The following is a 24,116-nucleotide window of genomic DNA, read 5'->3' as shown; positions in this document are numbered from 1 at the left end:
CTCCCGGTCTAGAGGGTGGATTCGAGACGCGTGTTGAGGACGAGCTCGGAGATCGTGGCGGCGGCGGGCAGGCGCATGAGGAGCGCGACCGTCTCGGCCACGGTGTCGGGATCGAGGCGATTGCCGGCGGGCGTCGCGCCCGGCACGGAGGCGATCAGCTCCGTCTCGATGGCGCCGGGGCACAGCGCCGTCACGCGAACGCCCGCCTCCCAGCAAGCGTGCTTCGTCGCGTGCGAGAGGGCCACGAGCGCGTGCTTCGACATGACGTAGCCGAGCGAGGCCGTGTGGTCGCGCACGCGCTTGCCGTCGGTGGACGCGATGTTGACGATGCGCCCCGCCTCGCTCGCCCTGAGCGCCGGAAGCGCCGCGCGGGTGACGCGCCAGGGGCCCTTGACGTTGACCTCCCACATGGCGTCGAGGTCGTCCTCCTCGCTGGTCTCGACGGAGCCCGCGCGGAAGATGCCGGCATTGTTGACGAGGCCGTCGAGGCGCCCGTGGCGGGCGAGGGTCTGGGCGATCCAGCTCCCCGCGCTCGCGCGATCGGTGGCGTCGTAGCGATGCGCGCTCGTGCGCCCCTCGTCGAAGCCGAGCTTCGCCACGAGCCCGTCGGGCTCGCGCACGCCCAGCGAGAGCGCGTAGCCCTCCGCGTGGAGGCGCTCGGCGATGGCGCGGCCCAGCCCGCGGGAGGCGCCGGAGATCGCGACGACGCGGCCCGCCGGCGTCAGGAGCGGCGCGCCCGTCATCAGAACAGCCCCTGATAGACGCCGCCGTCGTTGACGATGTTCTGGCCCGTGATGAACCCGGCCTTCGACCCGCACAGGAACGCGACGAGGTCGCCGCATTCCGCGGGATCGGCGAAGCGGCCCGCAGGGCAGGTCTTCTTGCGGTCCTCGACGATGGCCTCGTAGGTCGTGTTGCCGCGTGCGGCGTGGCCGTGGAGGTTCGTATGCAGCGCGTCGGTGTCGAAGAGGCCCGGCGCCACCGAGTTGATGACGACGTTGTGCGGGATCAGCTCGCGCACCATCGAGGCGATGGCGCCCGAGAGCGCGAGCCGCGCCGCGTGGCTGTGCGCGAAGCCCACCTGCGGGAACTTGATGAAGCTCACCGTGATCGAGACGACGCGGCCGAACTTCCGCTCGGCCATGCCCGGCGTCGTGCGGGTGATCAGGTCGATCATCGAGTGGAAGTGCCCGTCCCACCACCACAGCCAATCCTCCCGCGTCCAGGTGCGGAAGTCGCCCGGCACCTGGCGGATGCCCGGATTGCAGACCAGGATGTCGGGCGCCGGGCAGGCGGCGAGCAGCCGGTCGCGGTCGCTCGCCTCGTTGAGGTCGCCCGCCACGATGTCGACCTCGACGCCGTAGGCGGCGCGGATCTCCGCGGCGGCCTTGGCCAGCGGCTCCTCGCGCCGCGCGTTCAGGACGAGATGCACCCCCTCGCGGGCGAGCGATTCCGCGCAGGCCCGTCCCAGCCCCTGGCTCGCCGCGCACACGATGGCGCGCCTTCCCGCGATCCCCAGATCCATCGTTTTCTTCCTTCTCTCGTGATCACAGGAGGCCGAGGTCGACGAGACCCCGGCGCAGACCGTCGAGCGGCGCGCCTTCGAGCGCGCGCAGCGGCTGGCGTGGGCGCCCGCCGCCGGGGCGCCCGAGCATGTCCATGGCGGCCTTGGTGGCCGGGTAGAGCGTGCGGCCCTCCGACACGAACAGGTCGGTGAGGCGCCGGCCCGTCGCCTGGAGCGCCTCCGCCGTCTCGGAGCGGCGCTCGAGAGCGGCGTGGAAGAGGTCGAGGCAGCCGTCCCAGACGTTGGGGAAGCAGTCGATCGTCCCGTCCGCGCCGAGCATCACCGCCGGCACGCCGTAGACCGAGGACGGCCCGCAGAAGACGCGGATCTCGTCCTTCACGGCGAGCATCGTGGCGTAGAAGGTGTTCCAGTCGCCCGAGCTCTCCTTGATGGCGACCACCGTCTCGAGCTTGGCGAGGCGCGCGGCGAGCGCGGGCGAGACCGCGTTCACGGCGTTGCCGGGAATGTTGTAGACCATGATCGGCAGGTCGACCGCCGCCGAGACCTCGGCGAAATGCGCGTAGATCTCGTCGTCCGAGAGCTTGACGAAATAGGGCGGCAGCACGAGCACGCCGTCGGCGCCCGCCGCCTTCGCGGCGCGGGCGAGGTCGATCGTCTCGTGCGCGGTCACGGCGCCGGTGCCGACGATGCAGGTGCCGCGCCCGGCCACCGCCTTCACGGCGTCGGCGTAGAGCGCCTTGCGCTCGGCGTGCGAGAGCGCCCAGAACTCGCCGGTGCAGCCGCAGGCGACGACGCCCGTGGCGCCGGCGGCGAGGAGGTGGTCGACGTTGGCGCGCAGCGCGCCGGTGTCGATGGCGCCGGTATCGTCGAAGGGTGTGGTCAGAGCCGGCATCGGGCCGGACCACGTCACGCTGTCCCTGTTCATCGGGGGTCTCGTCGCTGGAGAGGTCTGTTCGGGTCGGGGCGTCAGGAGGCGCGCGCCAGCGCGCCTTCGGTGGAGAGCTCGTTCGTCACCTCGTCGAGCGCTTCGCGGGCGCGGCCTACGATCTCCGCGATCTCGGCCGAGGTGACGACGAAGGGCGGGGAGAAGGCGAGCGTGTCGGAGGAGGGCAGCGCACGCGAGATCAGTCCGCGCTTCAGCGCCGCCTTGATCACGCGCGGCGCCACCTTCAGCGACGGGTCGAAGCGCGTCGCGGGCTCGCGCTTCGCCACCAGCTCGACGGCGGCGACGAGGCCCTCGCCGCGCACCTCGCCCACCAGCGGATGATCGCCGAAGGCGTCGGCGAGCGCCGCGCGCATCTGCGCACCCCGCTCGGCGGCGGCGCCGATCAGGTTCTCGTTCTCGATGATGTCGAGATTGGCGAGCGCCGCCGCGGCGGCGATCGGGTGGGCGGTGTAGGTGTAGCCGTGGCCGAAGGGCCCGTGCGTGCGCCCGGCCCCGGCGATCACGTCGTAGACCCTCTGCGAGACGACGCAGCCCGACAGCGGCACGTAGGCCGAGGTGACGCCCTTGGCGATGGTCATGAGGTCGGGCTCGATGCCGTAGACCTCCGAGCCGAACATGGTGCCGAGCCGGCCGAAGCCGCAGATCACCTCGTCGACGATGAGCAGCACGTCGTGACGGCGCAGCACCTCCTGGATCGCCGGGAAGTAGCCCTTAGGCGGAACGATGACGCCGCCCGCGCCCTGGATCGGCTCGGCGATGAAGGCGCCCACGGTCTCGGCGCCCTCGGCGAGGATCAGGTCCTCGAGCTCGCCCGCCAGGCGCGCGACGAAGTCCGCCTCGCTCATGCCGGGCTCGGCCTCCCAGAGGCGATGGGGCGCGCGCACGTGGCGCGCGAAGTCCAGCGGAATGCCGAAGCCCTTGTGCAGGCCCTCGAGCCCGGTGAGGCTCGCCGCCGCCAGCGTCACGCCGTGATAGCCGCGGTTCCTCGCGATGATCTTGCGCTTGCCCGGCTTCCCGCGCGCGGCGTTGTAGTACCAGACGAGCTTGACCTGGGTGTCGTTGGCGTCCGATCCCGAGGAGCCGAAGAACACCCGCGCCATGCCCTCCGGCGCGGCCTTCACGATGCGCTCGGCGAGGATCGCCGGCGTGTCCGTGCTCATGGACGAGAAGCCGTGGTAGTAGGGCAGCGTCACCGCCTGCTCGCGGATGGCGTCGGCGATCTCCGCGCGACCGTAGCCGACGTTGACGCACCACAGCCCCGCCATGGCGTCGAGATAGGTCTTGCCGCTCGCGTCGGTGAGCGTGATGCCCGATCCCTTCACCATCATCGGCCCGCCGGTGCGGGCGTGGTCCTCGAGATTCGTGAAGGGATGGAGGACGTAGGCCCGATCCAGGGCGGCGGCGTCGATGTTGAGGGGGCGTGCCATCGTGGGCTCCGTTGGTGATCAGGCTTGCGCCGGGGCGCCGGACCGCGTGAAGCTCGCGAGCAGGCGCGCCTCGCTGGCGGCGCAGAAGAGGTGCAGGCGCTCGGCCTCGAGGTCGAAGGGCACGCGTTCGCCGATGGCGAGCGCGACGTCCGCGCCGGCGCGGGTGACGAGGGAGCCGGCCGGGCTCTCGACGACGACGATCGTCTCGTGCCCCGTCGGCTCGACGAGGCGCACCGTGCCCGTGAAGGGCCCGGATCCGAGGCTCACGTCCTCCGGGCGCACGCCGAGTGCGACCTTGCGCTCGGGCGAGGCGCCCCCGGCGAGGGAGACCGGCAGGTCCGTCCCCGCGCAGCGGAAGGCGGCGCGCCCGGGCTCGCCCGTCATCTCTCCGGAGAGGAAGTTCATCGGCGGCGTGCCGATGAAGCCCGCCACGAACATGTTCGCGGGCCGGTCGTAGACCTCCTTGGGCGGCGCGTATTGCTGGAGCACGCCGTCGCGCATGACCGCGATCTTGTCGGACATGGTCATGGCTTCGAGCTGGTCGTGCGTCACGTAGACGAAGGTGCGCCCCACCCGGCGATGCAGCTCGATCAGCTCGGCGCGCATGTGCGCGCGCAGCTTGGCGTCGAGGTTGGACAGCGGCTCGTCGAGGAGGAAGACCTGCGGATCGCGCACCAGCGCGCGCCCCAGCGCCACGCGCTGCTGCTGGCCACCCGAGAGCTGGCGGGGCTTGCGGGCGAGGAGATGCTCGAGCTGCAGCGTGCGCGCGACCTGGGCGACCTTCTCCTCGCGCTCGGCCTTGGCGACGCCGTGCTTCTTCAAGGGATAGGCGATGTTCTCCCCCACGCTCATGTGCGGGTAGAGCGCGTAGGACTGGAACACCATGGCGATGTCGCGCTTGCCCGGCGCCACGTCGTTGACGATGCGATCGCCGATGGCGATCGTCCCGCTCGTGGGGAATTCGAGGCCCGCGAGCATGCGCAGGGTCGTCGTCTTGCCGCAGCCGGACGGGCCGAGCAGGCTGACGAAGGCGCCGTCCTCGATCACGAGGTCGAGCCCCTCCACCGCCACGGCGGCGCCGAACGCCTTGCGGACCTTGTCGAAGCGCACCTGCGCCATGAAGCCGACCCTTCCTCTTCTTGTTCTCGAGCGTCGCGCCGCCTCAGCCCTTCACCCCGCCCGCGCCGAAGCCGCGGGTGAGGTAGCGCTGGAGGAAGGCGAAGATGACGATGAGGGGGATGCTCATCATGACCGAGGCGGCCATGAGCAGCGACCATTCGATGTTGAACGACGACACGAGCATGTTCATCACGCCCGTCGTCAGCGGCCGCGCCGTGTCCGTGTTCACGAGGACGAGGGCGAAGAGATACTCGTTCCACGCCAGGATGAACGTGAACAGCGAGGTCGAGATGATGCCCGGCAGCGCCTGCGGCAGGATCACGTCGACGAAGGCGCCCATCCGCGTCGCGCCGTCGACGAGGGCGGCGGATTCGAGGTCGTGCGGGATGCCCTGCATGAACGAGCGCAGGAGCCAGATGGCGTAGGGCAGCGAGAAGGTCGTGTAGGCGATGACCAGGCTGAAGAGCGTGTTCGCCACGCCGATCCACACCAGCATCAGGTAGAGCGGCAGGATCAGCACGACGGAGGGCAGGAGGTAGGTGAACAGGACGAGCTGCGCGAGCCGCTCGCGCCCCGGATAGCGGAAGCGCACCAGCGAATGCGCGGCGAGCGTCGCCACCGCGACGACGAGCACCGTCGTCACCGTGGCGACGACGAGCGAGTTGCGCATGTAGGTGAGGAACGGCGTGCGCTCGAGCAGCGTCCAGTAATGCTCGAACGTCACCTCGCCGGGCCAGAAGGTCGGCGGGATGCGGAAGAGCTCGAACTGGGGCTTCACCGAGGTGATCACCATCCACACGAGCGGGAACGCGACGACGAGGACGATGGCCCAGGCGAAGGCGTTCCAGGCGAGGCGACGCAGGATGCGCGTCATTGCGCGGCCTCCTTCTCCTCGCGCCCGGTCAGGCGCAGGTAGGCGATCATGAAGACGAGCATGACGAGCATCATCGTCACCGCGACCGCGGAGGCGCGGCCCATGTCGTTGAGCCCGAACGCGTCCTTGTAGACCATGAGCGGCAGCGTCTGCGTCGAGATCAGCGGCCCGCCGCCGGTGAGCAGGAAGATCAGGTCGAATTCCTTGAAGTCCCAGATCGCGCGCAGCAGGATGATCACGACGAGCACGTCGCGCAGCTGCGGCAGCGTCACGTCGAAGAACCGCGCGATCGGGCCGGCGCCGTCGATCTTGGCGGCCTCGTAGAGGGGTTCGGGGATCGTCTGCAGGCGCGCCAGCACCGCGATGACGACGAAGGGGAAGTATTTCCACGCACCGACGATAACGACGCTGATCATCGCGTTGGGCATCGAGCCGAGATAGTCGAGCGGCATGTCGACGAGACCGGCCCACATCATCATGTGGTTGAGGATGCCGTAGAGGTCGTTGAACAGCCACCGCCAGACCAGCACCGCGACCACGGTGGAGACGAAGTAGGGAAACAGGATCAGGCTGCGCGCCAGCGCCCGGAAGGCCATGTTCTGGTGCAGCACGAGCGCCACCGCGATGCCGAAGACGATCTGGAGCGTGAGCGTGCACACGGTCCAGATCACCGTGTTGAGGAGGGAGCGCCAGAACTCGCCCGACGCCATCAGGGTCGCGTAATTGTCGAGCCCGACGAAGTCGCCCTGCAGCGTCGGCGTGTAGATCGAGAACAGGCTCAGGTAGATCGCCGAGACCAGCGGATAGACGATCACCATGCAGAAGATCATGACCGACGGCGCGATGAGGACGAGGCCCAGCATCGCGTAGCGGCGGTCGAGGGCCGAGCCGCGGGGCGCGCCGGCGGCGGCCGATCCGGTGATGGTCGTGGCGGTCATGAGGCGTCCGCGAAAAGGAGCGGCGACGCCGGGCACGGGGAGGGTGCGGCCGGCCCGGCGTCGCGCGTGACGAAGGGTTCGAACGGGAGAGGGAGAGGAGCCCCCGGTCAGCCCTTCATCAGTTCCTCGAGGCGCATGGCCGTGTCGGAGACGACGGCGTCCATCGCGTCCCCGTTCATGACGTAGCGCTGCACCGCCTCGGCGAGGACGTGGGAGGCGATGATCTGCCCGGCCTTGGTGTTGGGCTGGTGGGCGGTCGATTCCCAGCCGAGATTGTGGCCCGCCGCCGCGGCCGCGGCCATGCGGTCGACGTCGTCGGAATATTTCCGGATGATCTCGTTGTCCTGGTAGGCCTCCATGGACGAGATCGTCTTCAGAACCGGCAGGACGTGGCCCGGCGCGGCGTGGAGCTGGCGGATGTAGCCGTCCGGCTCGAAGAGGTGCGCGGCGAGCTTCTTCGTCAGCTCCATGTTCGGTGCGTCCTTGGGGATCATCACCGAGGGGAAGTCGTTGAAGGTCCAGTGCGGCACGTCCTCCGACACGGTCGGATATTCGTGCGCCGAGACGAACTCCGCGATCCCGGGGTTCTGGGCGTTGACGTTGGCGAGCACGCGGCCGGTATAGAGGCCCGTCGCGGTGGCGCCGGAGACGAAGGCCGTGAGGCTCTCGCCCCAGGAATAGGCGGTGGCGCCCGGCGGGCAGAATTCGCGCATCGACTTGTAGAACTCGAGCGCGTTGCGGAACTCGGCGGAATCGACCGCGACCTCGAGGTCGGGGGAGAAGATCATCCCGCCCGCGCCGTGGACGAAGCAGACGAAGACGAGGCTCGTCATCGAGTTGCGGGCGTAGGGGAGCGGCGCGCCGTAGATGCCGCCGCCCTGCATCTTCGAGGCGGCGTCGCGCAGCTGGTCCCAGGTGCGCGGCACGGCGTCGATGCCGGCCTTCTCCATCAGGTCGGTGCGCACCCACAGCATGTTGGCGGCCGAGTTGCCGATGCCGGTGCCGGCGTGCTGGCCGGGGGTGATCTCGTAGATCTTGTTCGCGCCCTCGTAATACTTCTCCGGGCCGATCATGGCGATGACGTCGTCGAAGGGCTCGAGCAGGCCGTTCTGCCAATAGTTCGACACGGCGAAGGAGGGCAGGTGCGTGACGACGTTGGGCGCCTGGCCCGAGGCGAAGGCGGCCGCCATCTGCGCGGGATAGCCCTCGTCGGACGTGCTCTCGAACAGCACCTTCACGCCCGGGTTCGCCTCCTCGAAGGTCCGGATCTGGTAGTCGTAGGCCTCGCGCTGGGCCGGCGCGGTCTGCGGCGACCACCAGCGCAGCGTCGTCTCCTGGGCGTGCGCCCGGCGGATGCCGGGCATGGCGGCGGCGAAGCCGGCGGCGCCGATACCCGTCAGCACCGTGCGCCGGGAGACGCCGCCGAGGCCGGACGAGAGGGTGTTCGAGATCTTGTTCGTCATGGTGCGCTCCGATCCAGAGGGCGACGGGTTGCGACGACGGTCGCTCCCGTTTCTCGTACATTCGTGCGCATAGTGAACAAAAGTCCGGGAACTGCGCAAGGGCGAAGTTGGGCCGAACCGAGCGAAATCGCCAAGAAGGGTTCCGATGCGGGTCGATTTCCGCCGCGGCACGCCGGTAAATGGAGGTTCTTGACGGGCAGCGTTCGCCGATTGCAACGCCCGCCCGCTGTCGTTCCGGCGATCGGTTGTGCGCGAAAGCGCGGTCGATCGCGTTCGCATGACTTCAAGCGGGGATCGCCACCTCGCGGCGGGCGAAGCGACCGGGATCGTAGGGCGCGAGGTCGAAATCGGGGCGCTCGCCGCGGATCGCCTGCGCCGCGAGGCGCGCCACCAGGGGGCCGAGCGTGTAGCCGGCATCCCCCGGCACGGCGACGAAGAGGCCGCTCGGGCCCGCCGCACCGATGATCGAGGCGCCGTCGCAGGTCGTGTTCACGCCGGCCCAGGTGCGGATCACCCGCGCCTGCGCGATGCCCGGGGCGAGGCGTGCGGCGAGCGCGAGATTGCCGAGGATGCTCGCCCGCTCGACGAGGGGCGTGCCCTCGCCCGCGAGCCGCGCCGGCCAGCCGCCGCCCACGACGACGTGCCCGCTCGCGAGCTGCTTCAACGTGATCATCCGCTCGGCATGCTGCACGAGATGGCGCACGACGGGGGCGATCGGCTCCGTGACGTTCATGTGCAGCGGCTCGGCCGCGGTGGGGATCGGCACGCCGAGCTGCGCCGCCAGCGCTCCTGTCCCCGCCCCGGCGGCGAGGACGACGCGCGCGGCGCGCACCGGCCCGCGGGAGGTTTCGACGCGAAAGCCGCGCCCGTCCTGCGCGAGGTGCTCGACGCGCGTCTCGCCCACGATCCTGGCGCCGGCGTCGCGTGCCGCGCGGGTCAGCGCCGCGTTGGCGAGGAGCGGGTTCAGCTTGCCCTCGTCGGCGCACAATTCCGCGCCGTAGACGGCGTCCGGGTCGAGATAGGGCGCGAGCCGCAGGAGATCGGCGCGGCCCACCATCTCGACGTCGAGGCCCAGCGCGCGCTCGCGGTCGCACTTGCGGGCGAGGAAGTCGTATTGCGCGCGGTTTTCCGCGATCATCAGGCCGCCGGAGCGCTTCAGCTCGAAATCGGCGCCGAGCTCCGCTTCCAGCTCCGCCCAGAGGCGGGCTGCGGCGACGTAGAGCGGCAGGGCGCGCTCCAGCGCCGGGACCTGCTCGGGATAGAGCCGGATGAAGCGGCTCTGCATCTGGACGTGGAGGCTTCCCGCATTGGCGGTGGTGCCGGCGTGGCGCCCCTCGTCGAGGAGAAGGACGTCCTCGCCGGCTCGTGCCAGGATGCGCGCCAGTGAGAGCCCGACGACGCCGCCGCCGATGATGGCGATGTCGATCCGTGCCGGGAGGCTCGTCATTGCGGCTCCTCGCCCGTGCCCGGCGCGCCGCGGCGCGCGGCGAGCGCACGCATGAGTCCCACGTCGCGGGCGCGCACGCCCTCCTCCCAGCGCTCGAGCGGCAGGAGCGCGCGGCGCTCGGCGTCGACGCGCGCGACGAGATCGTCCGTCCACGGGTCGTCCTGCCCGCGCTCGGCGCCCATCCGCGCATAGGCGGCGCCCATGCGTTTCGCGTGCGCCGAGATGCCGCCGCGGACGTTGAGGTCGGCGGTGGCGAAGGGGCCGACGACGGACCAGCGCAGGCCGAGCCCGTCGCGCACCAGCGTGTCGAGGTCGTTCGCGGAAATGATCCCGTCGCGAACGAGGCAATAGGCCTCGCGCAGCATGGCGCCCTGGAGCCGGTTGTAGACGAAGCCCTCGACCTCGCGGCCGAGCCGCACCGGGCGCATGCCGCAGCCTTCGAGGAGCCGCTCGGCGTCGTCCATCGTCTCGGGCGCCGTGAAGGGTGCCGGCACGAGCTCGATGACGGGGATGAGCGTCGGCGGATTGCCGGGATGGGCGACGAGGCAGCGCGCGCGCGCCGCCTCCGGCAGGTCGGCGGCGAAGCGCGAGGCGCCGATGGCGGAGGATGCGCTCGCCAGGATCGCGTCGGCGGGCGCGGCGGCGGCGATCTCGGCGAAGAGCGCGCGCTTCACGCCCTCGTCCTCGGGCGCGCATTCCATGACGAGGGCGGCGTCCGCGACGCCTGCGGCGAGGTCGGCCGTCGCCGCGATGCGCGCGCGGACGGCGGCCGCGTCGCCGTCGAACAGCCCGTGGGCGGAAAGGTCGTCGAGGCGCAGAACGATCTCGCCGTCGATCGCGGCGCGGCGCGCGGGATCGGGATCGACCACGCGCACTTCATGCCCGGCGCGCGCGAAGACGAGGGCGAAGGCGACGCCGATGGAGCCGGCGCCGATCACGGCGAAGCTGCGTGTGGTCATCGGATGTCCCGAGCGGGATCGAGCGCGTGGTCGCGGGCGTGGCGGGCGAGCTCGGCATGCGTGCAGAACCACACGTCGCCCTTCTCCTTGGCGTGGCGGATCAGCTCCTCGAGGATGAAGATCCGCGAGCGATAGCCGATGACGAAGGGGTGCATCACGAGCTGGAAGACGCCGCCTTCCTCCCAGGCGGCGTCGAGCTCGCGGCGAAAGATGTCGAGCACGTCGGCGGGCGGCGTGTAGGGGCGCGTCGGCGGGTTGCGGTTGAAGAGGAGATAGACCGCGTCGTCCCGCAGCCATTCGACGGGGATCTCCACGAGCCCCGTCGCCGCGCCGTCGAGCAGGAGCTCGTAGGGCTCCTCGTCGGCCATCATGGAGGAATCGTAGAGGAGGCCCATCTCGCGCACGATGCGGATCGTGTTGGGGCTGAGGTCCCAGTTGGCGGAGCGCAGGCCGAGGGGCTCCGTGCCGCTCGCCTCGCGCAGGACGTCGCGGGCGCGTTCCATCAGGGCGCGCTCGTCCTCGTAGGCGAGGAGCGAGTTGTTCTCGTGGATCCAGCCGTGGATGCCGATCTCGTGGCCCTGCGCCGCGATGCGGCGGGGCTCGTCGGGATCGATGAGCGCGCACACCGCCGGCACGAAGAAGGTGGCGGGCACGTCGTGGCGGCTCAGCAGATCGAGGATGCGCGGCACGCCGACGCGTCGCCCGAACTCGCCCCAGGCGATCCGCCCCATGGCGCGCCCGCCGGCACCCATCTCGAAGGTCTCGTGGTCGCAATCGAAGGAGAGCGCGACGGCGCAGCGCTTGCCGTTCCAGGAGGGCGGCCGCAGGCGTCGCCCGGCGCGCACGCGCCCGACGAGGGCACGCCAATCCGCCTCCGGCCAGCGCCAGGAGGGCAGCGGCGAGGCAGGCGTGGGCTCGCCCATCAGCCTTCCTCGCGCAGGCGCATCATGGCCGCATAGGCGGGCCGCGCCTGCGCTTCGTCCCACAGTGCCGCGACGGCGGGCGTCGCGGCGAGCGCGCCCGGCGCCGCACGCAGATAGAACAGGATCGAGGCGACGTTCAGGTCCGCCACCGTGAACCGCCCGCCCACGAGATGCCCGCCGCCTGCGACGAGCGCCGTCTCGAGCGCGGCGAGCGGGCGCGCGAGCGCCGCGAGGGCGGCGTCCCGCGCCGCCGGATCGCGCTCCGCCTCGGGACGGTTGAGGGTGTGGACCAGGACCTCGTGGGCGTTGGGCTCGAGCTCGGTGGCCGCGAAGAGCGTCCACATCGTCATCAGCCCGTCCTCCTCCTTCGTCCGCGGGCCGAGCGGCGTCTCGAACGCCTTGGCGAGGTGGAGGTTGATGGCGAGCGATTCGGAGAGCACGAGCCCGTCCATCTCCAGGACGGGCACGCGCCCCATCGGGCTCAGCGCCCGGAAGGCGGGGGAGCGCGTGCCCCCCTCGCCCGGCGCGGTCTTCACGTGGGTGTAGGGAACGCCCAGCTCCTGCGCCATCCACAGGACGCGGGACGTGCGGGTGCGTGCGATGCCGTGGATGGTGAAGGTCATGGGCGGTCCCGCTCTCGTGTGGTCGGCCTCGCGCGCGGCTCAGCCGGCGGCCCGGCGGGCCTGCGCGCCGTGCTTCTTGAGGTAGGCCCGCCAGGTCGTCGCCCAGCGCGCCGGGTCGTCGAGGGCGGAGCCGTCGATGGCGTGGATCGCCGCGTTGTGCGGCGCCGCCTTGACGTGATCGGTGTTCTCCCGCGCCTCCTTGGCGATCTGGGCGATCACGTCGCACCAGGTGTCGATGTCCTCCTTCGACCACATCTCGCCGGCTTCCGGCGTGAAGGGCTCGGGGACGAGCCAGGGCTCGTGGGCGAGCCAGGGCGCGTCGACGCCGAAATCCACCATGCGCGCGGAGAGCTCGGCGACGCCGATGCCGGTCTCCTCCTTGAGCTTCTCGAGCGAGTAGCGCGTCATCTCGAGGCGATACTCGTCGAGATGCGGGTGGGACTTGGTCACGCCGTCGACGGCGAGAAGCCGCTTCTCCATGTAGTTGTTGGCGAGAACCGAGATGTCGGAGGCCTCCGCGATGCCCTCCGCCCCCATGGCGCGGGCCCAGGCATAGGCGCGCATGACGATGTGCAGGTTGCCGAAGAACTCGCGCACCTTGCCGACGCTCATCTCGCGGTCGTAGTCGAGGTCGTAGAGGCCGCTCGCCTCGTCCTTGACGACGACGGGCTTGGGCAGGAAGGGCGCGAGCTCCGCCGAGCAGCCGTATGCCCCCGTCGCCGGCCCGCCGCCGCCTTTCGGTCCGCCGAAGGTCTTGTGCAGCATGAACATGCAGGCGTCGAAGCCGAGATCGCGGGCGCGGATCTTCGACATCACGCCGTTGAAGTTGGCGTGGTCGTAGAAGGCGAGCGCGCCGGCCTCCTTGGCGAGGCGCACCCATTCCTTTATCTGCGGATTGTAGATGCCCATGTCGTCGGGGTTGTTGAGCATGAGCGCCGCCGTGCGGTTCGACAGCGCGGCCTTCAGCGCCTCGATCGACGGGTAGCCGTTCTCCTCTAGCATCAGCGTGATCACCTCGAACCCGGAGGTCGCGGCGGTCGCCGGGTTGCAGGGATGCGCCTGGATCGTGGTGATGATCTGGTTGCGCTGCTCGAGCTCGCCCTTGGCAGCGAAATAGCCGCGCGTCACGGCGGTCTGCGTGTAGGCCGCGTGCGCACCGCCCGCGGCCTGGAAGACGAACTGGTCCATGCCGGAGAGCTGGCGCAGGATCAGGTCGAACTCGTGCACGATCTCGAGGATGCCCTGGAGCGTGCGCGGGTCCTGGTAGGGATGCATGTCCGCCATCTGGGGCCGGAGCGAGATCTGCTCGGAGAGGCGGGAATTGTACTTCATCGTGCAGGTGCCGAAGAGGCTGATGTTCATCATGCCCAGCACCTCCTGCGAGAGATGCAGGTAATGGCGCAGCACGTCCGGCTCGCTCATCTCGGGGAGCGCCGGCTTCGCCCGCCGGCGCATGGCGGCCGGCACGAGCGAAGACGCCTCGCCGACGGCGGCCGCGACCTCCGCCTCGGCGGCGGGGAAGACCGCGCCGCGGCGGCCGGGAACGCCCATCTCCATGACGACGGGCTCGTTCCAGCGAGCTTGGGTGACCTCGCGGGGGGTGCTCATCGCACAGCCTCCTTCAGGGCGTCGACAAGCCGGTCGATCTCGGCCTGTCCGTGGATCTCGGTGATGCAGTAGAGCGCGGCCTGGCCGAGCGCGGGGAAGTCGGCGGAGATGTCCTTGCCGCCGAAGATGCCCTTCGCCATGAGGGCCTCGTTCACCTGCGCGACGCTCTTGCCCGTGCCGTCGAAGCGCACGACGAATTCCTTGAAGAAGCCGTTCGAAAAGACGACCTCGACGCCCGGCACCTCGGCCACGCGCTTCGCCGCGTAGTGCGCGCGCTGGATGATCAATTCGCCGATCTCGCGGAAGCCCTCCGGGCCCATGAGCGACATGTAGACGGCGCTCGCGATGGCGGTGAGGTAGACGGAATTGCCCGTCCAGTCCTTGCCCTCCTCGCGCATGCCGTAGGACGATTGATGCGCGAGGCACAGGCCGAAGCCGACCTCGCCGGGCACCGACGTGCCGGTGATCGAGACGTTGAGCGTCGGGTATTCGCGGGCGTAGGCCTCCTCGTCGCGCGAGGCGATGAAGCCGCCCGCACCCCCGCCGCAATTCATGTGGGCGCCCAGCGTCTGGATCGTGCCCACCACGATGTCCGCGCCGTAATCGGAGGGCGGGGCGAGGATGCCGAGCGAGATCGGGTCGACGCCGACGATGGTGACGGCGCCGTGCCTCTTCGCCGCCGCCGCGATCTCGGCGCCCCGGCTCTCGATCGTGCCGAGGAAGCCCGGCGTCTCGAAATAGACGCCGGCCACGTCGTCCGCGAGCTTCGCCGCGAGGTCGTCGAGGTCGAGGAGCCCGGTCCTCGGGTCGAAGGCGACCGTCTCCACGGCGATGTGGCTCGCCATCTGGACCGGCTCGCAATATTGCCGCACGACGGCGAGGCGCTCGGGATCCATCGAGGCGGGGACGAGGAGCCTGCGGCGCCCGGTGATGCGCGCGGCCATGCGCGCGGCGTTGCCGGCGGCGCAGCCCCAGGAATAGACGGGCAGGCCCACGAATTCCATGCCGACGAGCTCGCCGAGCTGCGAGCAGAACTCGAACCAGGCCTGGTTGCGGCCGTGGTCGGACATCGGCGTGCCCCACACGGAGGTGAGGAACTCGCTGCGCCCGGCGACCTCGTCGACGATGGCCGGGACGTGGTGCTGGTAGATGCCGGCACCCAGGAAGCTCAGGTTCTCCTCGCAGCTCCTGTTCTTGCCGAGCGTCTTCAGGAGATGCTTCTTCAGCTCGACCTCGGAGGGCAGCGCCGGCGGCAGGTCGAAGGTGCCGCGGAAGCGGTGGTCCTCCGGAATCTGCGCGAAGAGCTGCTCGATGGAATTGGCGCCGATCGCCGCGAGCATCGCGTCCTTGGCCGCGGGAACCGAGTTCGGCATCCAGGGATGGGCGCGGGTCTGGTCCTGTCTCACCGGTCTCCTCCTTCGCGCGGCGCATCCGCGCGGGTTGTCTGTCGGGATGCGGATCGGGTGCGGGTCACGCGGCGATGCGCATCATGGTGGATTGGCCGGGGGCGGTCTCGACGCGGATGTAGCCGGCTAAGTCCCGGTCGAGCGCCGGGTCGCCGGTGTCCACCCGCAGCACCGGCGGATCGAGGCCGACGAGCTTCGAGACGCCGGTGACGACGACGATGTTCTCGCGCCCCACCGCGCGGATGACCTCGGGGCCGATCTGCTGGTTGCCGCGCCCGAAGACGAAGCCCTGGCCGCCGGTGACGCCCACCACGATCGTGGCGCGCGCACCCGCGACGAGGCGCATGAGCCGCTCCTCGCCGACGTCCAGCGCGAGCGCCCGCCCGTCGATGACGACGTCGACGCCCAGAAGCGTGCCCTCGAAGCCGATCGCGCGCTTGATGCGCCGCAGTGTCGTGCCGCAGCCGAGCACGTAGAGCCGGCCGGGCTCCATGCGCGCGGCGAAGGCGCGGGCGAAGGCGTCGAGCGCATCCTCGTCGGAGGCCTGCGCGGAGGCCTTGCCTGCCTGCATGAGAGCGCGCTCGAATGGCGCGCGGGCGACGCCGTGGAGGCGCGCCGAGACGCGGTTCTCGCGAAGCCCCGCCTCGTCGAGATCCATCACCTCGGCCTCGCGGAAGCGTACCCGCGCGTCGCCCTCGGCGAGGAGGCGCGCGAGATTGCCGGCGGCCTCGGGGCTCGCGGCGAAGACCGCGGAGTGCATCTTCACGCCGGTGGGGATGCCGAGCATGGGCACGTCCTCGCCGATCCCGTCGAGGACGTCGCGGGCCGTGCCGTCGCCGCCGGCGAAGAGGAGGAGGTCGACGCGTCGCGCCGCCATGGCGGAGGCGGCGGCGCGGGTGTGCTCGCCCGAGGTCTCGTCCGTGACGGCTACGGGTAGGGTCTCGGGGTCGAGGCCGGCCTCGCGGCAGGCGTCGGCGCCCATGGCGCCGGGGCAGGCGAGGAGGCGAAACGCGTCGGCGATCGGCGCGAGCTTGGCGAGCGCGCGCACCGCGCGGGCATGCGAGGCGGGCGTCGCGCCGAGCGCACGGGCGCGCGCGAGCGCCTCCGCGCCGTCGGTGCCCTTGAGGCCGACGCGCCCGCCCATGCCGGCGATGGGATTGACGATGACGCCGATGCTGCGGCGATCCACGCCCCGCTCCTCGAATTTGTTCGCAATGCGAACAGAAGTTTCATCGGAGGTGAGAATAGCGGAGCGGTTCGTCGGCGCAAGACGCGATTAGCGCGTCAAAGCCGCCCGATCGGGTGCATCCGTGCGCGATGGAAATGCGTCATCCCCGCGGCCTTGAGCACGAGCTCGGCGATCCGCCAGCCCTCGGGCGTGCGCACGAAGCGGTGATGGTATTGCGCCCAGAGCTCCCCGTCGGGCGCGCCGGCGCGGTAGCGGTGCCAGGCGTAGAGGAGGCACGCCGACGTCGCCCGCTCGCCGTCGAGCGTGATGCGGATGTTGGAGACGTGGTGGCTCGTCGCGGCGAAGGTCTCCGCGAGCCCCTTGGCGACCGCGGCGCGGATGGCCTCGCGCCCGTGGAGATCGGGCGCGTCCGGACCGTAATCGACGAGCGCGTCCGTCGTGAAGAGGTCGGCGACGGCGTCGGGCTCGTTGCGGTCGAAATGCCAGCAATAGGCGTGGATCACGTCGGCGATGGCCGCGCGGTCCTCCATCGCGGCGAGGCGGGCGGCGAGATCGTCCTGCATGGGGTCACCCGAGGTCCTCAGAGGGAGCGGCCGCGCACGGGCGTGCGCGGCCGCTCGCGCCTCACTCGATCACGATCAGATCCTGGAAGCCGCTCGTCAGCGCCTCGCCGCCGTTCGGCCGGGCGACGATGCAGTCCTCCACGCGGGCGGAGAAGTCGCGGTCCTGGAAGATGCTCGGCTCGATCGTGAAGATCATGCCCTCCTCCACCACCGTCGTGTCGCCCTTGGTGAGGAAGGGCGGCTCGTGCACGTCCCAGCCGATGCCGTGGCCGAGCCGGTGGCGGAAGTACTTGCCGTACCCGGCGTCCTCGATGACGGCGCGGGCGACGCGGTCCACCTCCTCGCAGGTGACGGCGCCGGCCTTCAGGGCCGCGATGCCGGCGGCCTGCGAGTCCATGATCAGCCGGTGGACCTTCACCTGCTCGGCGCTCGGCGCGCCGAAGGAGACCGTGCGGCCGAAATCGTAGCACATGCCGTCGTGCACGGCGCCGAAGTCGAAGAGCACGGAGACCGGCGCCGTGAGCACGCGCGGCCAGCTCTGCAGGCGCCGGCCGAACAGCATCGGGTGATTGGGCCCGGTATTGTAGAGCGACGTCGTGAAGGAGGGGCCGAGCGACCCGCGCTTCTTCATCTGGTAGTCGACCTCGGCGACGACGTCGAGCTCGGTCATGCCGATCTTCAGGTTGCCGATCACCGCCTGGAAGGCATCCTCGGTGATCTTGCCCGCCGCGCGCAGCGTCTCGATCTCCTGCGGGCTCTTGATGGTGCGAAGCCGGCGCAGGAGGCGCGTCGCCGAGACGAAGCGCGCGTCCGGCAGGAGGCCCTGGAGCTCGATCAGGCTCTCGGCCTCGGTGTCGTCGCTCACCGCGATGCGCGGGCGCTCGGGCAGGCGCGCGTCGGCGAGGATGCCCTTCACGAGGGCGGCCGGGTCGTCCCAGTCGCCCAGCACGCGCACGTCGTAGGCCTCGATGCCGCCGGCGGCGCCGAACTCCACCGTCATGCGCGGAAGCGTCAGGATCGGCGCGCGGCCGGGCACGATCCAGGCGCCTTCGAGCCACATGCCGGGATGGAGGTTGCGGCCGTAATTGGGGATGTCGCGGTGGATGCCGGTGAGGTAGTCGAGATCCGTGCCGATGGGCACGAAGGCGATGTCGGCTCCCTCGGCGACGAGCGCGGCGAATGTCTCCATTCGCTCCTGGTAGGCGCCCATGTCAGGTCTCCTCGGCTTCAAGCGGTTGCGTCGTTGAGATGGCAGGCGGAGAGCCGGCCCGGCGCGATCTCGCGCAGGGCCGGCGTCTCCTCGCGGCAGCGGGCCGTCGCGAAGGGGCAGCGCGGATGGAAGCGGCAGCCCGGCGGCGGCGCGAGGGGGGAGGGCATGTCGCCCTCGATGGGTTCGTAGGCGGTGCGCCGGCGCTCGATGCGCGGCACGCCGGCGAGCAGCGCCTTCGTGTAGGGGTGGTTGGGCGCGCGGAAGATCTCGGCCGCGGGCCCGCTCTCGACGATGCGTCCGAGATACATGACGAGCACCCGGTCGCAGACGTGCTCCACGACGCCGAGATCGTGGCTGATGAAGAGGTAGGTGAGCCCCAGCTCCTCGCGCAGGTCCATGAACAGGTTGACGATCTGCGCCTGGATGGAGACGTCCAGCGCCGAGACCGCCTCGTCGCAGACGAGGAGCTCGGGCTTGACCGCGAGCGCGCGGGCGATGCCGATGCGCTGGCGCTGCCCGCCGGAGAATTGATGCGCGAAACGGCCCTTGTAGGCGAGGTCGATGCCGCAGCGCTCCATCAGGCTCTCGACGTAATCGTCGAGATCCTCCCGGGCGACGATGCCGTGCACCTTCGGCGCCTCGCCGATGAGCGCGCCCACCCGCTTCCTCGGGTTCAAGGAGGAGAACGGGTCCTGGAAGATCATCTGGACCGCGAGGCCGGCGCCCTTCTCGCGTCGGCGCGCGCCGAGGGGGCGGCCGCGATGAAGGATCTCGCCGGTGGTCGGCTGGAGGATGTCGGCGATCATGCGCCCGAGCGTCGACTTCCCGCAGCCCGATTCGCCGACGACGCCCACGACCTCGCCCTCGCGGATGGTGAGGCTCACCTCCTCGACGGCGTGGACCCGGCGGGGCGGGCGCTCGAGCCCGAAGCGGGAGAGCATGCGTCCGACGAGGTCCTGGCCCTCGCCGAAGACCTTGGAGAGGCCGTGCGCCTCGATGAGCGGCGGCGGCTTCATCGCGCGGCCTCCGTCTCGACGAGGGGGAAATGGCAGCGCGCCGCGCGGGCGGGGCCGACGGGGAGGAGGTCGGGGCGCGCGCGGCATGCCTCGGCGGCCTGCGCGCAGCGCGGCGCGAAGGCGCAGCCCGGCGGCAGCTCGAGCAGCGAGGGCATGCGGCCGGGCACCTGCGGCAGCCGCTCGCGCCGGCCCGGCACGGGAACGGAGGCGATGAGGCCGCGCGTGTAGGGATGCGCCGGCCGGTCGAGGACGTCGTCGACGGGCCCCTCCTCGACGATGCGCCCGGCATACATGACGGCGATCCGGTCGGCGATGCCGGCGACGACGGCGAGGTCGTGGGTGATCCACACGAGCCCCGTCCCGCGCTCGCGGCACAGGCGCTGGACGAGCGCGAGGATCTGGCCCTGGATGGTCACGTCGAGCGCCGTCGTCGGCTCGTCGGCGATGACGACGTCCGGCTCGTGCAGGAGCGCGATGGCGATGGCGACGCGCTGGCGCATGCCCCCCGAGAGCTCGTGCGGATAGGCGCGAAGCCGCTCGTCGGGCGCGGCGATGCCGACCTCCGCGAGAGCGTCGCGGACCTTGGCGCGCGCGGCGGCACGGCTCATGGACGCGTGCGCGAGGAGCGCGTCCGTCATCTGCGTCTCGATGCGCAGGACCGGGTTGAGCGTCATCATCGGGTCCTGGAAGACCATGGCGATGCGCCGCCCGCGCAGGGCTCGCAGCCGGGCCCGGTCGGCGCCGACGAGCTCCTCGCCCGCGAGCTTCACGGAGCCGCCGACGATGCGGCCCGGCGGCTCGATCAGGCCCGTGATCGAGAAGCCCGTCATGGTCTTGCCCGAGCCGCTCTCGCCCACGAGGCCCAGGATCTCGCCGCGGCGGAGCGTGAGGCTCACGCCGTCCACGACGTCGAGGCGCCCGGCATCGGTGAAGAAGGCCGTGCGCAGGTCCTCGACCGCGAGGGCCGGCGGGGTGTCGACGGCACGCGTCATCGCGCGAGCCTCGGGTTGAGCACGTCGCGCAGGCGGTCGCCGACGACGTTGATCGAGACGATGGTGACGAGGAGGACGACGCCCGGCAGGAGGCTGATCCAGTAGCGCCCGCTCTGCATGTAGTCGAAGCCGTTGGCGATGAGGAGCCCGAGCGAGGGCTGCGTCGGCGGCAGCCCCAGCCCGAGGAAGGAGAGCGTCGCCTCGAGCGAGATGGCGGAGGCGACCTGCACGGTCGCCACGACGAGGAGGGTGGGCATGCAATTGGGAAGGAGATGGCCGAAGAGGATGCGCAGGTGCCCGAGCTTCAGGCCGCGCGCCGCCTCGATGTATTCGCGCGAGTTCTCGACGAGCGCGACGCCGCGCACGGTGCGGGCGAAGTACGCCCATTGCACCACGACCAGCGCGAAGACGATCTTGTCGACGCCGCGCCCCAGGATGACGAGCAGGATCAGCGCGACGAGGATCGTGGGGAAGGAGAGCTGCAAATCGACGATGCGCATGATCGTCGCGTCGAGCCAGGAGCCACGATAGGCCGAGACGAGGCCCACCGCCGCGCCGATCAGCAGCGCGATGACGCCCGACGCGAGCCCGACGAGGAGCGAGATCCGCAGGCCGTAGAGGATGGCCGAGAGGATGTCGCGGCCCTGCCCGTCGGTGCCGAGCCAATAGATCTGGCCGGAGAAGCTTTCGGAGCCCGGCGGCAGAAGGTTGTCGAGCAGGTCGACCTGGGTGAGGTCGTAGGGGTTCTGCGGCGCGATCCAGGGCGCGAGGAGGGCGGCGACGGCGATGATCGCGAAGACGACGAGCGCCGTCATGGCGATGAGCGAGCGCGCATAGGCGCGCGCCACGGCCGCGAACGCGCTCGCCTCGGCGGGCCTCGGCGCACCCGCGGGATCGACGGGCCCCGCCTGCTCCGGCCGGGTGACGGCGCCCGCGCTCATCGCGCACCCCCGCCGAGGCGAACCCGCGGATCGAGGACGGAATAGAGGATGTCGACGAGCAGGTTGATGATCACGAACATGAACACCACGAAGACGAGGTAGGCCACGATCAGCGGGCGATCGAGCACCGCGATGGCGTCGATGAGCATCTTGCCGACGCCGGGCCAGGAGAAGATCGATTCCGTCACGACGGCGAAGGCGATGACGCCGCCGAACTCCATGCCGAGCACGGTGACGATCGGGATGAGGATGTTCTTCATCACGTGGACGGAGAGGATGCGCGTCTCCGAGATGCCGTTGGCACGGGCGAACTTCACGTAATCCGCGTGCAGCACCTCGCGCATGCCCGCCCGCGTCAGGCGGATCACCATGGCGAGCATGAACAGCGACAGCGTGAATGCGGGCATCAGGAGATGCGAAAGCCCGTCGAGCGTCAGGAAGCTCGCCTCGAGCCCGAGGATCGAGACCGTGTCCCCGCGCCCGATCGAGGGCAGCCAGCCGAGCTGGACGGAGAACACCATGATCAGGATGAGCCCGATCCAGAAGACCGGGACCGAGAAGCCGAGCGTCGAGACGCCCATGATGAGCCGGCTCGAGATCGCGTCCGGCCGCAGGCCCGCGAGGATGCCGAGCGGCAGCCCGAGGCCCAGCGCGATGACGAGGGCGGCGAAGGCGAGCTCGAGGGTGGCCGGCAGGCGCTCCCAGATCAGGCTCATCGCCGGCACGCCGAAGGTGAACGAATTGCCGAGATCGCCCGAGAGCGCGTTGCCGACGAAGACGAAATACTGCTCCCAGACCGGGCGATCGAGGCCGAGATCGGCGATGATGCCGTTGACGCAGGCCTGGTTGCATTCCGAGGACGCGAAAATGTAGACCGGGTTGCCGATGACGTTGACGCCGAAGAAGACGATCAGCGTCATGACGAACAGGACGAAGAGGCTCTGCACGAGGCGTCGTGCGATGAAGCCGACCATGGAGCCACTCCGTCCCGTTTCGTCGTCTCGAGGATCGCGGCGCCGACGGGTCAGTCGACCCGCCGCACCTCGATGGCGAGCGTGCGCTCGTTGGTGCGCGCGGCGTGCTCCAGCCCGCGGCGCATGGCCCAATGGTTCACCTGGAAGTGCAGCGGGATGAGCGCGTAGTCTTCCATCCCGATGTTGATCGCCTCCTGCAGGAGCCGCAGGCGCTCGTCGCGGTCGATGGTGCGCTTGGCGAGGATCGAGCGGGCGTCGATGCGCGGGTTGGAATAGCGCCCGAAATTGCCGTTACCGCCGCCGGTCGCCGCGTTGTAGGTCTCGAGTATGCCCGACACCGTGTAGGTCGCCTCGCCCGCCACCGTGCCCCAGCCGGTCAGCGACATGGAGAACTTGGGCACGTCGTGACCGGGGAAGCTGTCCTCGTGGCCGCGGATCAGGTCGGAGAAGAAGATGTTGCGCGGCATCGTGTCGACGGCGGTCTTCACGCCGATGCGCGTCCACATCTGGGCGATCGCCTCGACGATGCGGGCATCGTTGATGTAGCGGTCGTTGGGGCCGTGGAGCGTGAGCTGGAAGCCGTCGCCGTAGCCGGCCTCCGCGAGGAGCGCCTGCGCCGCCTCGGGATCGTACGGGTCGGCCTCGAGGCTCTCGTCGTAGCCGAAGAAGCCCGGCGGCACGACGTTGCGCGTCGGCAGCGACGCGCCGCCCATGATGCGGTCGCGGATCGCCTCGCGGTTGATGGCGAGCGAGAGCGCCTTGCGCACGCGCCAGTCCCGCAGCGGGTTGGGCTGCATGACGTTGCCGTCGTTGTCGAGCACGTAGTCCTCGACGTCGCGATAGGCCGGCATGACGTAGATGAGCCGGTCCGAGGGGATCGAGGAGACGGTGAAGTCCGGGTTGTCGCGCAGCGACGGCAGGTCCGCGGTGGGCGGATAGTCGATCATGTCGACGTCGCCGTTGAGCAGCGCCGCGAGCCGCGAGGCGTCCTGGGTGACGGGCCGGAACACGACCTCGTCCCACTGCACCTCGCCGCCCCACCAACCGGGGTTCTTGACGACGGAGATGCGATCGCCGGAGCGGAACTCGTTGTAGAGGAAGGGCCCGGTGCCGATGGCGGCGTCGCCGGAATTGAAGTCCACCGACGCGGTGACGCCGCGCGCCACGTGCTCGGCGACGATGGGGACCATGGCGAGGTCCTCGGCCACCGTGGGGTAGGGGCCGTCCGTGCGCACGCGCACCGTCAGGTCGTCGACCTTCTCCCAGGTCTTGCCGCCCTTGTCGAGGGTGAAGGCCGGGCTCGCGGGAGCGCCCTCGATGCCGCCGCGCAGGCGATCGAAGGAGAAGATCACGTCGTCGGCGGTGAAGGGCTCGCCGTCGTGCCAGGTGACGCCCTCGCGCAGCTTGAACTCCCAGGTCGTGTCGTCGATCGCCTCCCACGAGACGGCGAGGCCGGGGATCGGCTGTGAGGCGGAATCGAGGTTCACGAGCTTCTCGAAGATGTGCTCCTGCACCTGCAGGTCGGCGGAGAGCTGCGTCCAATGCGGATCGAGCGAGCTCGCCTCCGAGCGCACGCCGATCGTGAGGACTTCCTGTGCGGCGACCGACGCGGACGAGAGCATCGCGGCGGCGACGACGAGTGCGGCTAGTCTCTTCATGGTTCCCCTCTCTGGTGCGGTCACCGGGCTCGGTCCGGCCTGTCCAGCCGACGTGGAGCGTGCATGCGATGTCGCGTTCTTGTGCGCATAGTGAATTTATGTCCGCATATCGCACAACAGAACAGAGATGGTGGGAGCTGTCCAGAGGCCGGACGCAAAAATCGAGTCGGGACAGCGCGTGCGTGCGTTGAGCGCGAAGGAGAGGCGCAGACTAGAGGCGCGCAGCGGGGTGAGCACTGCGCACGCCCGTTCGCAAGACGATCTACGCAATCGATCCAGAGCACGCCCTCGACGCCTCCCCGCAGGGGAGGTCGA

General features: G+C 70.4%; 22 protein-coding genes. All 22 read right to left on the bottom strand.

Annotated elements, in window-relative coordinates; all coding sequences use genetic code 11:
• Window positions 1-8: 8 nt before the first annotated feature.
• Window positions 9-743: an SDR family oxidoreductase gene (locus IEX89_RS21190; RefSeq protein WP_188915275.1), complete on the bottom strand. Its 735-nt coding sequence runs from the start codon at window positions 741-743 to the stop codon at window positions 9-11.
• A complete protein-coding gene (locus IEX89_RS21185; protein ID WP_188915274.1) occupies window positions 743-1,525 on the bottom strand; it encodes an SDR family oxidoreductase in 783 nt (260 codons plus the stop codon). Before IEX89_RS21185 ends, IEX89_RS21190 begins: the two co-directional genes overlap by 1 nt.
• Before the next feature lie 22 nt (window positions 1,526-1,547).
• Window positions 1,548-2,450, bottom strand: a complete 903-nt coding sequence (locus tag IEX89_RS21180) for a dihydrodipicolinate synthase family protein (RefSeq protein ID WP_188915273.1) — start codon at window positions 2,448-2,450, stop codon at window positions 1,548-1,550.
• A 41-nt stretch (window positions 2,451-2,491) separates the two neighbouring features.
• Window positions 2,492-3,898 (bottom strand): aminotransferase, encoded by a 1,407-nt coding sequence (locus IEX89_RS21175; RefSeq protein ID WP_188915272.1) that lies wholly within the window; start codon window positions 3,896-3,898, stop codon window positions 2,492-2,494.
• An 18-nt stretch (window positions 3,899-3,916) separates the two neighbouring features.
• A complete protein-coding gene (locus tag IEX89_RS21170; protein WP_188915271.1) occupies window positions 3,917-5,017 on the bottom strand; it encodes an ABC transporter ATP-binding protein in 1,101 nt (366 codons plus the stop codon).
• A 43-nt stretch (window positions 5,018-5,060) separates the two neighbouring features.
• Window positions 5,061-5,891: a carbohydrate ABC transporter permease gene (locus IEX89_RS21165; RefSeq protein WP_188915270.1), complete on the bottom strand. Its 831-nt coding sequence runs from the start codon at window positions 5,889-5,891 to the stop codon at window positions 5,061-5,063.
• A complete protein-coding gene (locus IEX89_RS21160) occupies window positions 5,888-6,829 on the bottom strand; it encodes a carbohydrate ABC transporter permease (protein WP_188915269.1) in 942 nt (313 codons plus the stop codon). The genes IEX89_RS21165 and IEX89_RS21160 overlap by 4 nt, the downstream gene beginning before the upstream one ends.
• Window positions 6,830-6,936: 107 nt before the next feature.
• Complete coding sequence (locus IEX89_RS21155; protein WP_188915268.1) at window positions 6,937-8,292, bottom strand: ABC transporter substrate-binding protein; 1,356 nt, start codon at window positions 8,290-8,292, stop codon at window positions 6,937-6,939.
• 283 nt (window positions 8,293-8,575) lie between these two features.
• Entirely contained in the window at window positions 8,576-9,739 is a 1,164-nt protein-coding gene (locus IEX89_RS21150) for an NAD(P)/FAD-dependent oxidoreductase (RefSeq protein WP_188915267.1), read from the bottom strand.
• Window positions 9,736-10,698 (bottom strand): 3-hydroxyacyl-CoA dehydrogenase, encoded by a 963-nt coding sequence (locus tag IEX89_RS21145; protein WP_188915266.1) that lies wholly within the window; start codon window positions 10,696-10,698, stop codon window positions 9,736-9,738. Before IEX89_RS21145 ends, IEX89_RS21150 begins: the two co-directional genes overlap by 4 nt.
• On the bottom strand, window positions 10,695-11,621 hold the full coding sequence (locus IEX89_RS21140; protein ID WP_188915265.1) for a polysaccharide deacetylase family protein: 927 nt from the start codon (window positions 11,619-11,621) through the stop codon (window positions 10,695-10,697). Before IEX89_RS21140 ends, IEX89_RS21145 begins: the two co-directional genes overlap by 4 nt.
• Window positions 11,621-12,244 (bottom strand): glutathione S-transferase family protein, encoded by a 624-nt coding sequence (locus IEX89_RS21135; RefSeq protein ID WP_188915264.1) that lies wholly within the window; start codon window positions 12,242-12,244, stop codon window positions 11,621-11,623. The genes IEX89_RS21140 and IEX89_RS21135 overlap by 1 nt, the downstream gene beginning before the upstream one ends.
• 39 nt (window positions 12,245-12,283) lie before the next feature.
• Window positions 12,284-13,852 (bottom strand): aminomethyl-transferring glycine dehydrogenase subunit GcvPB, encoded by a 1,569-nt coding sequence (gene gcvPB / locus IEX89_RS21130; RefSeq protein WP_188915263.1) that lies wholly within the window; start codon window positions 13,850-13,852, stop codon window positions 12,284-12,286.
• Window positions 13,849-15,258, bottom strand: a complete 1,410-nt coding sequence (gene gcvPA, locus IEX89_RS21125) for an aminomethyl-transferring glycine dehydrogenase subunit GcvPA (RefSeq protein WP_210317688.1) — start codon at window positions 15,256-15,258, stop codon at window positions 13,849-13,851. The genes gcvPB and gcvPA overlap by 4 nt, the downstream gene beginning before the upstream one ends.
• A gap of 64 nt (window positions 15,259-15,322) precedes the next feature.
• Entirely contained in the window at window positions 15,323-16,447 is a 1,125-nt protein-coding gene (locus IEX89_RS21120) for an ATP-NAD kinase family protein (RefSeq protein WP_210317687.1), read from the bottom strand.
• Between the two features lie 95 nt (window positions 16,448-16,542).
• Window positions 16,543-17,010, bottom strand: a complete 468-nt coding sequence (locus IEX89_RS21115) for a nuclear transport factor 2 family protein (RefSeq protein WP_188915262.1) — start codon at window positions 17,008-17,010, stop codon at window positions 16,543-16,545.
• 61 nt (window positions 17,011-17,071) lie between these two features.
• Window positions 17,072-18,220, bottom strand: a complete 1,149-nt coding sequence (locus tag IEX89_RS21110; RefSeq protein WP_188915261.1) for a M24 family metallopeptidase — start codon at window positions 18,218-18,220, stop codon at window positions 17,072-17,074.
• A gap of 17 nt (window positions 18,221-18,237) precedes the next feature.
• Window positions 18,238-19,236 carry an ABC transporter ATP-binding protein gene (locus tag IEX89_RS21105; RefSeq protein WP_188915260.1) on the bottom strand — a complete coding sequence of 333 codons (999 nt, stop codon included), beginning with the start codon at window positions 19,234-19,236 and terminating at the stop codon, window positions 18,238-18,240.
• Window positions 19,233-20,228 carry an ABC transporter ATP-binding protein gene (locus tag IEX89_RS21100; protein WP_188915259.1) on the bottom strand — a complete coding sequence of 332 codons (996 nt, stop codon included), beginning with the start codon at window positions 20,226-20,228 and terminating at the stop codon, window positions 19,233-19,235. Before IEX89_RS21100 ends, IEX89_RS21105 begins: the two co-directional genes overlap by 4 nt.
• A complete protein-coding gene (locus IEX89_RS21095; RefSeq protein ID WP_188915258.1) occupies window positions 20,225-21,169 on the bottom strand; it encodes an ABC transporter permease in 945 nt (314 codons plus the stop codon). Before IEX89_RS21095 ends, IEX89_RS21100 begins: the two co-directional genes overlap by 4 nt.
• A complete protein-coding gene (locus IEX89_RS21090) occupies window positions 21,166-22,143 on the bottom strand; it encodes an ABC transporter permease (protein WP_188915257.1) in 978 nt (325 codons plus the stop codon). Before IEX89_RS21090 ends, IEX89_RS21095 begins: the two co-directional genes overlap by 4 nt.
• Before the next feature lie 50 nt (window positions 22,144-22,193).
• Window positions 22,194-23,801, bottom strand: a complete 1,608-nt coding sequence (locus IEX89_RS21085) for an ABC transporter substrate-binding protein (protein ID WP_188915256.1) — start codon at window positions 23,799-23,801, stop codon at window positions 22,194-22,196.
• Window positions 23,802-24,116 lie beyond the last annotated feature (315 nt).

The sequence above is a fragment of the Salinarimonas ramus genome, from assembly GCF_014645695.1.
In the GTDB taxonomy this organism is placed as follows: domain Bacteria; phylum Pseudomonadota; class Alphaproteobacteria; order Rhizobiales; family Beijerinckiaceae; genus Salinarimonas; species Salinarimonas ramus.
The sequence above is the reverse complement of the archived record's forward strand: the minus strand, read 5'-3'. Positions and strand labels throughout refer to the sequence as shown.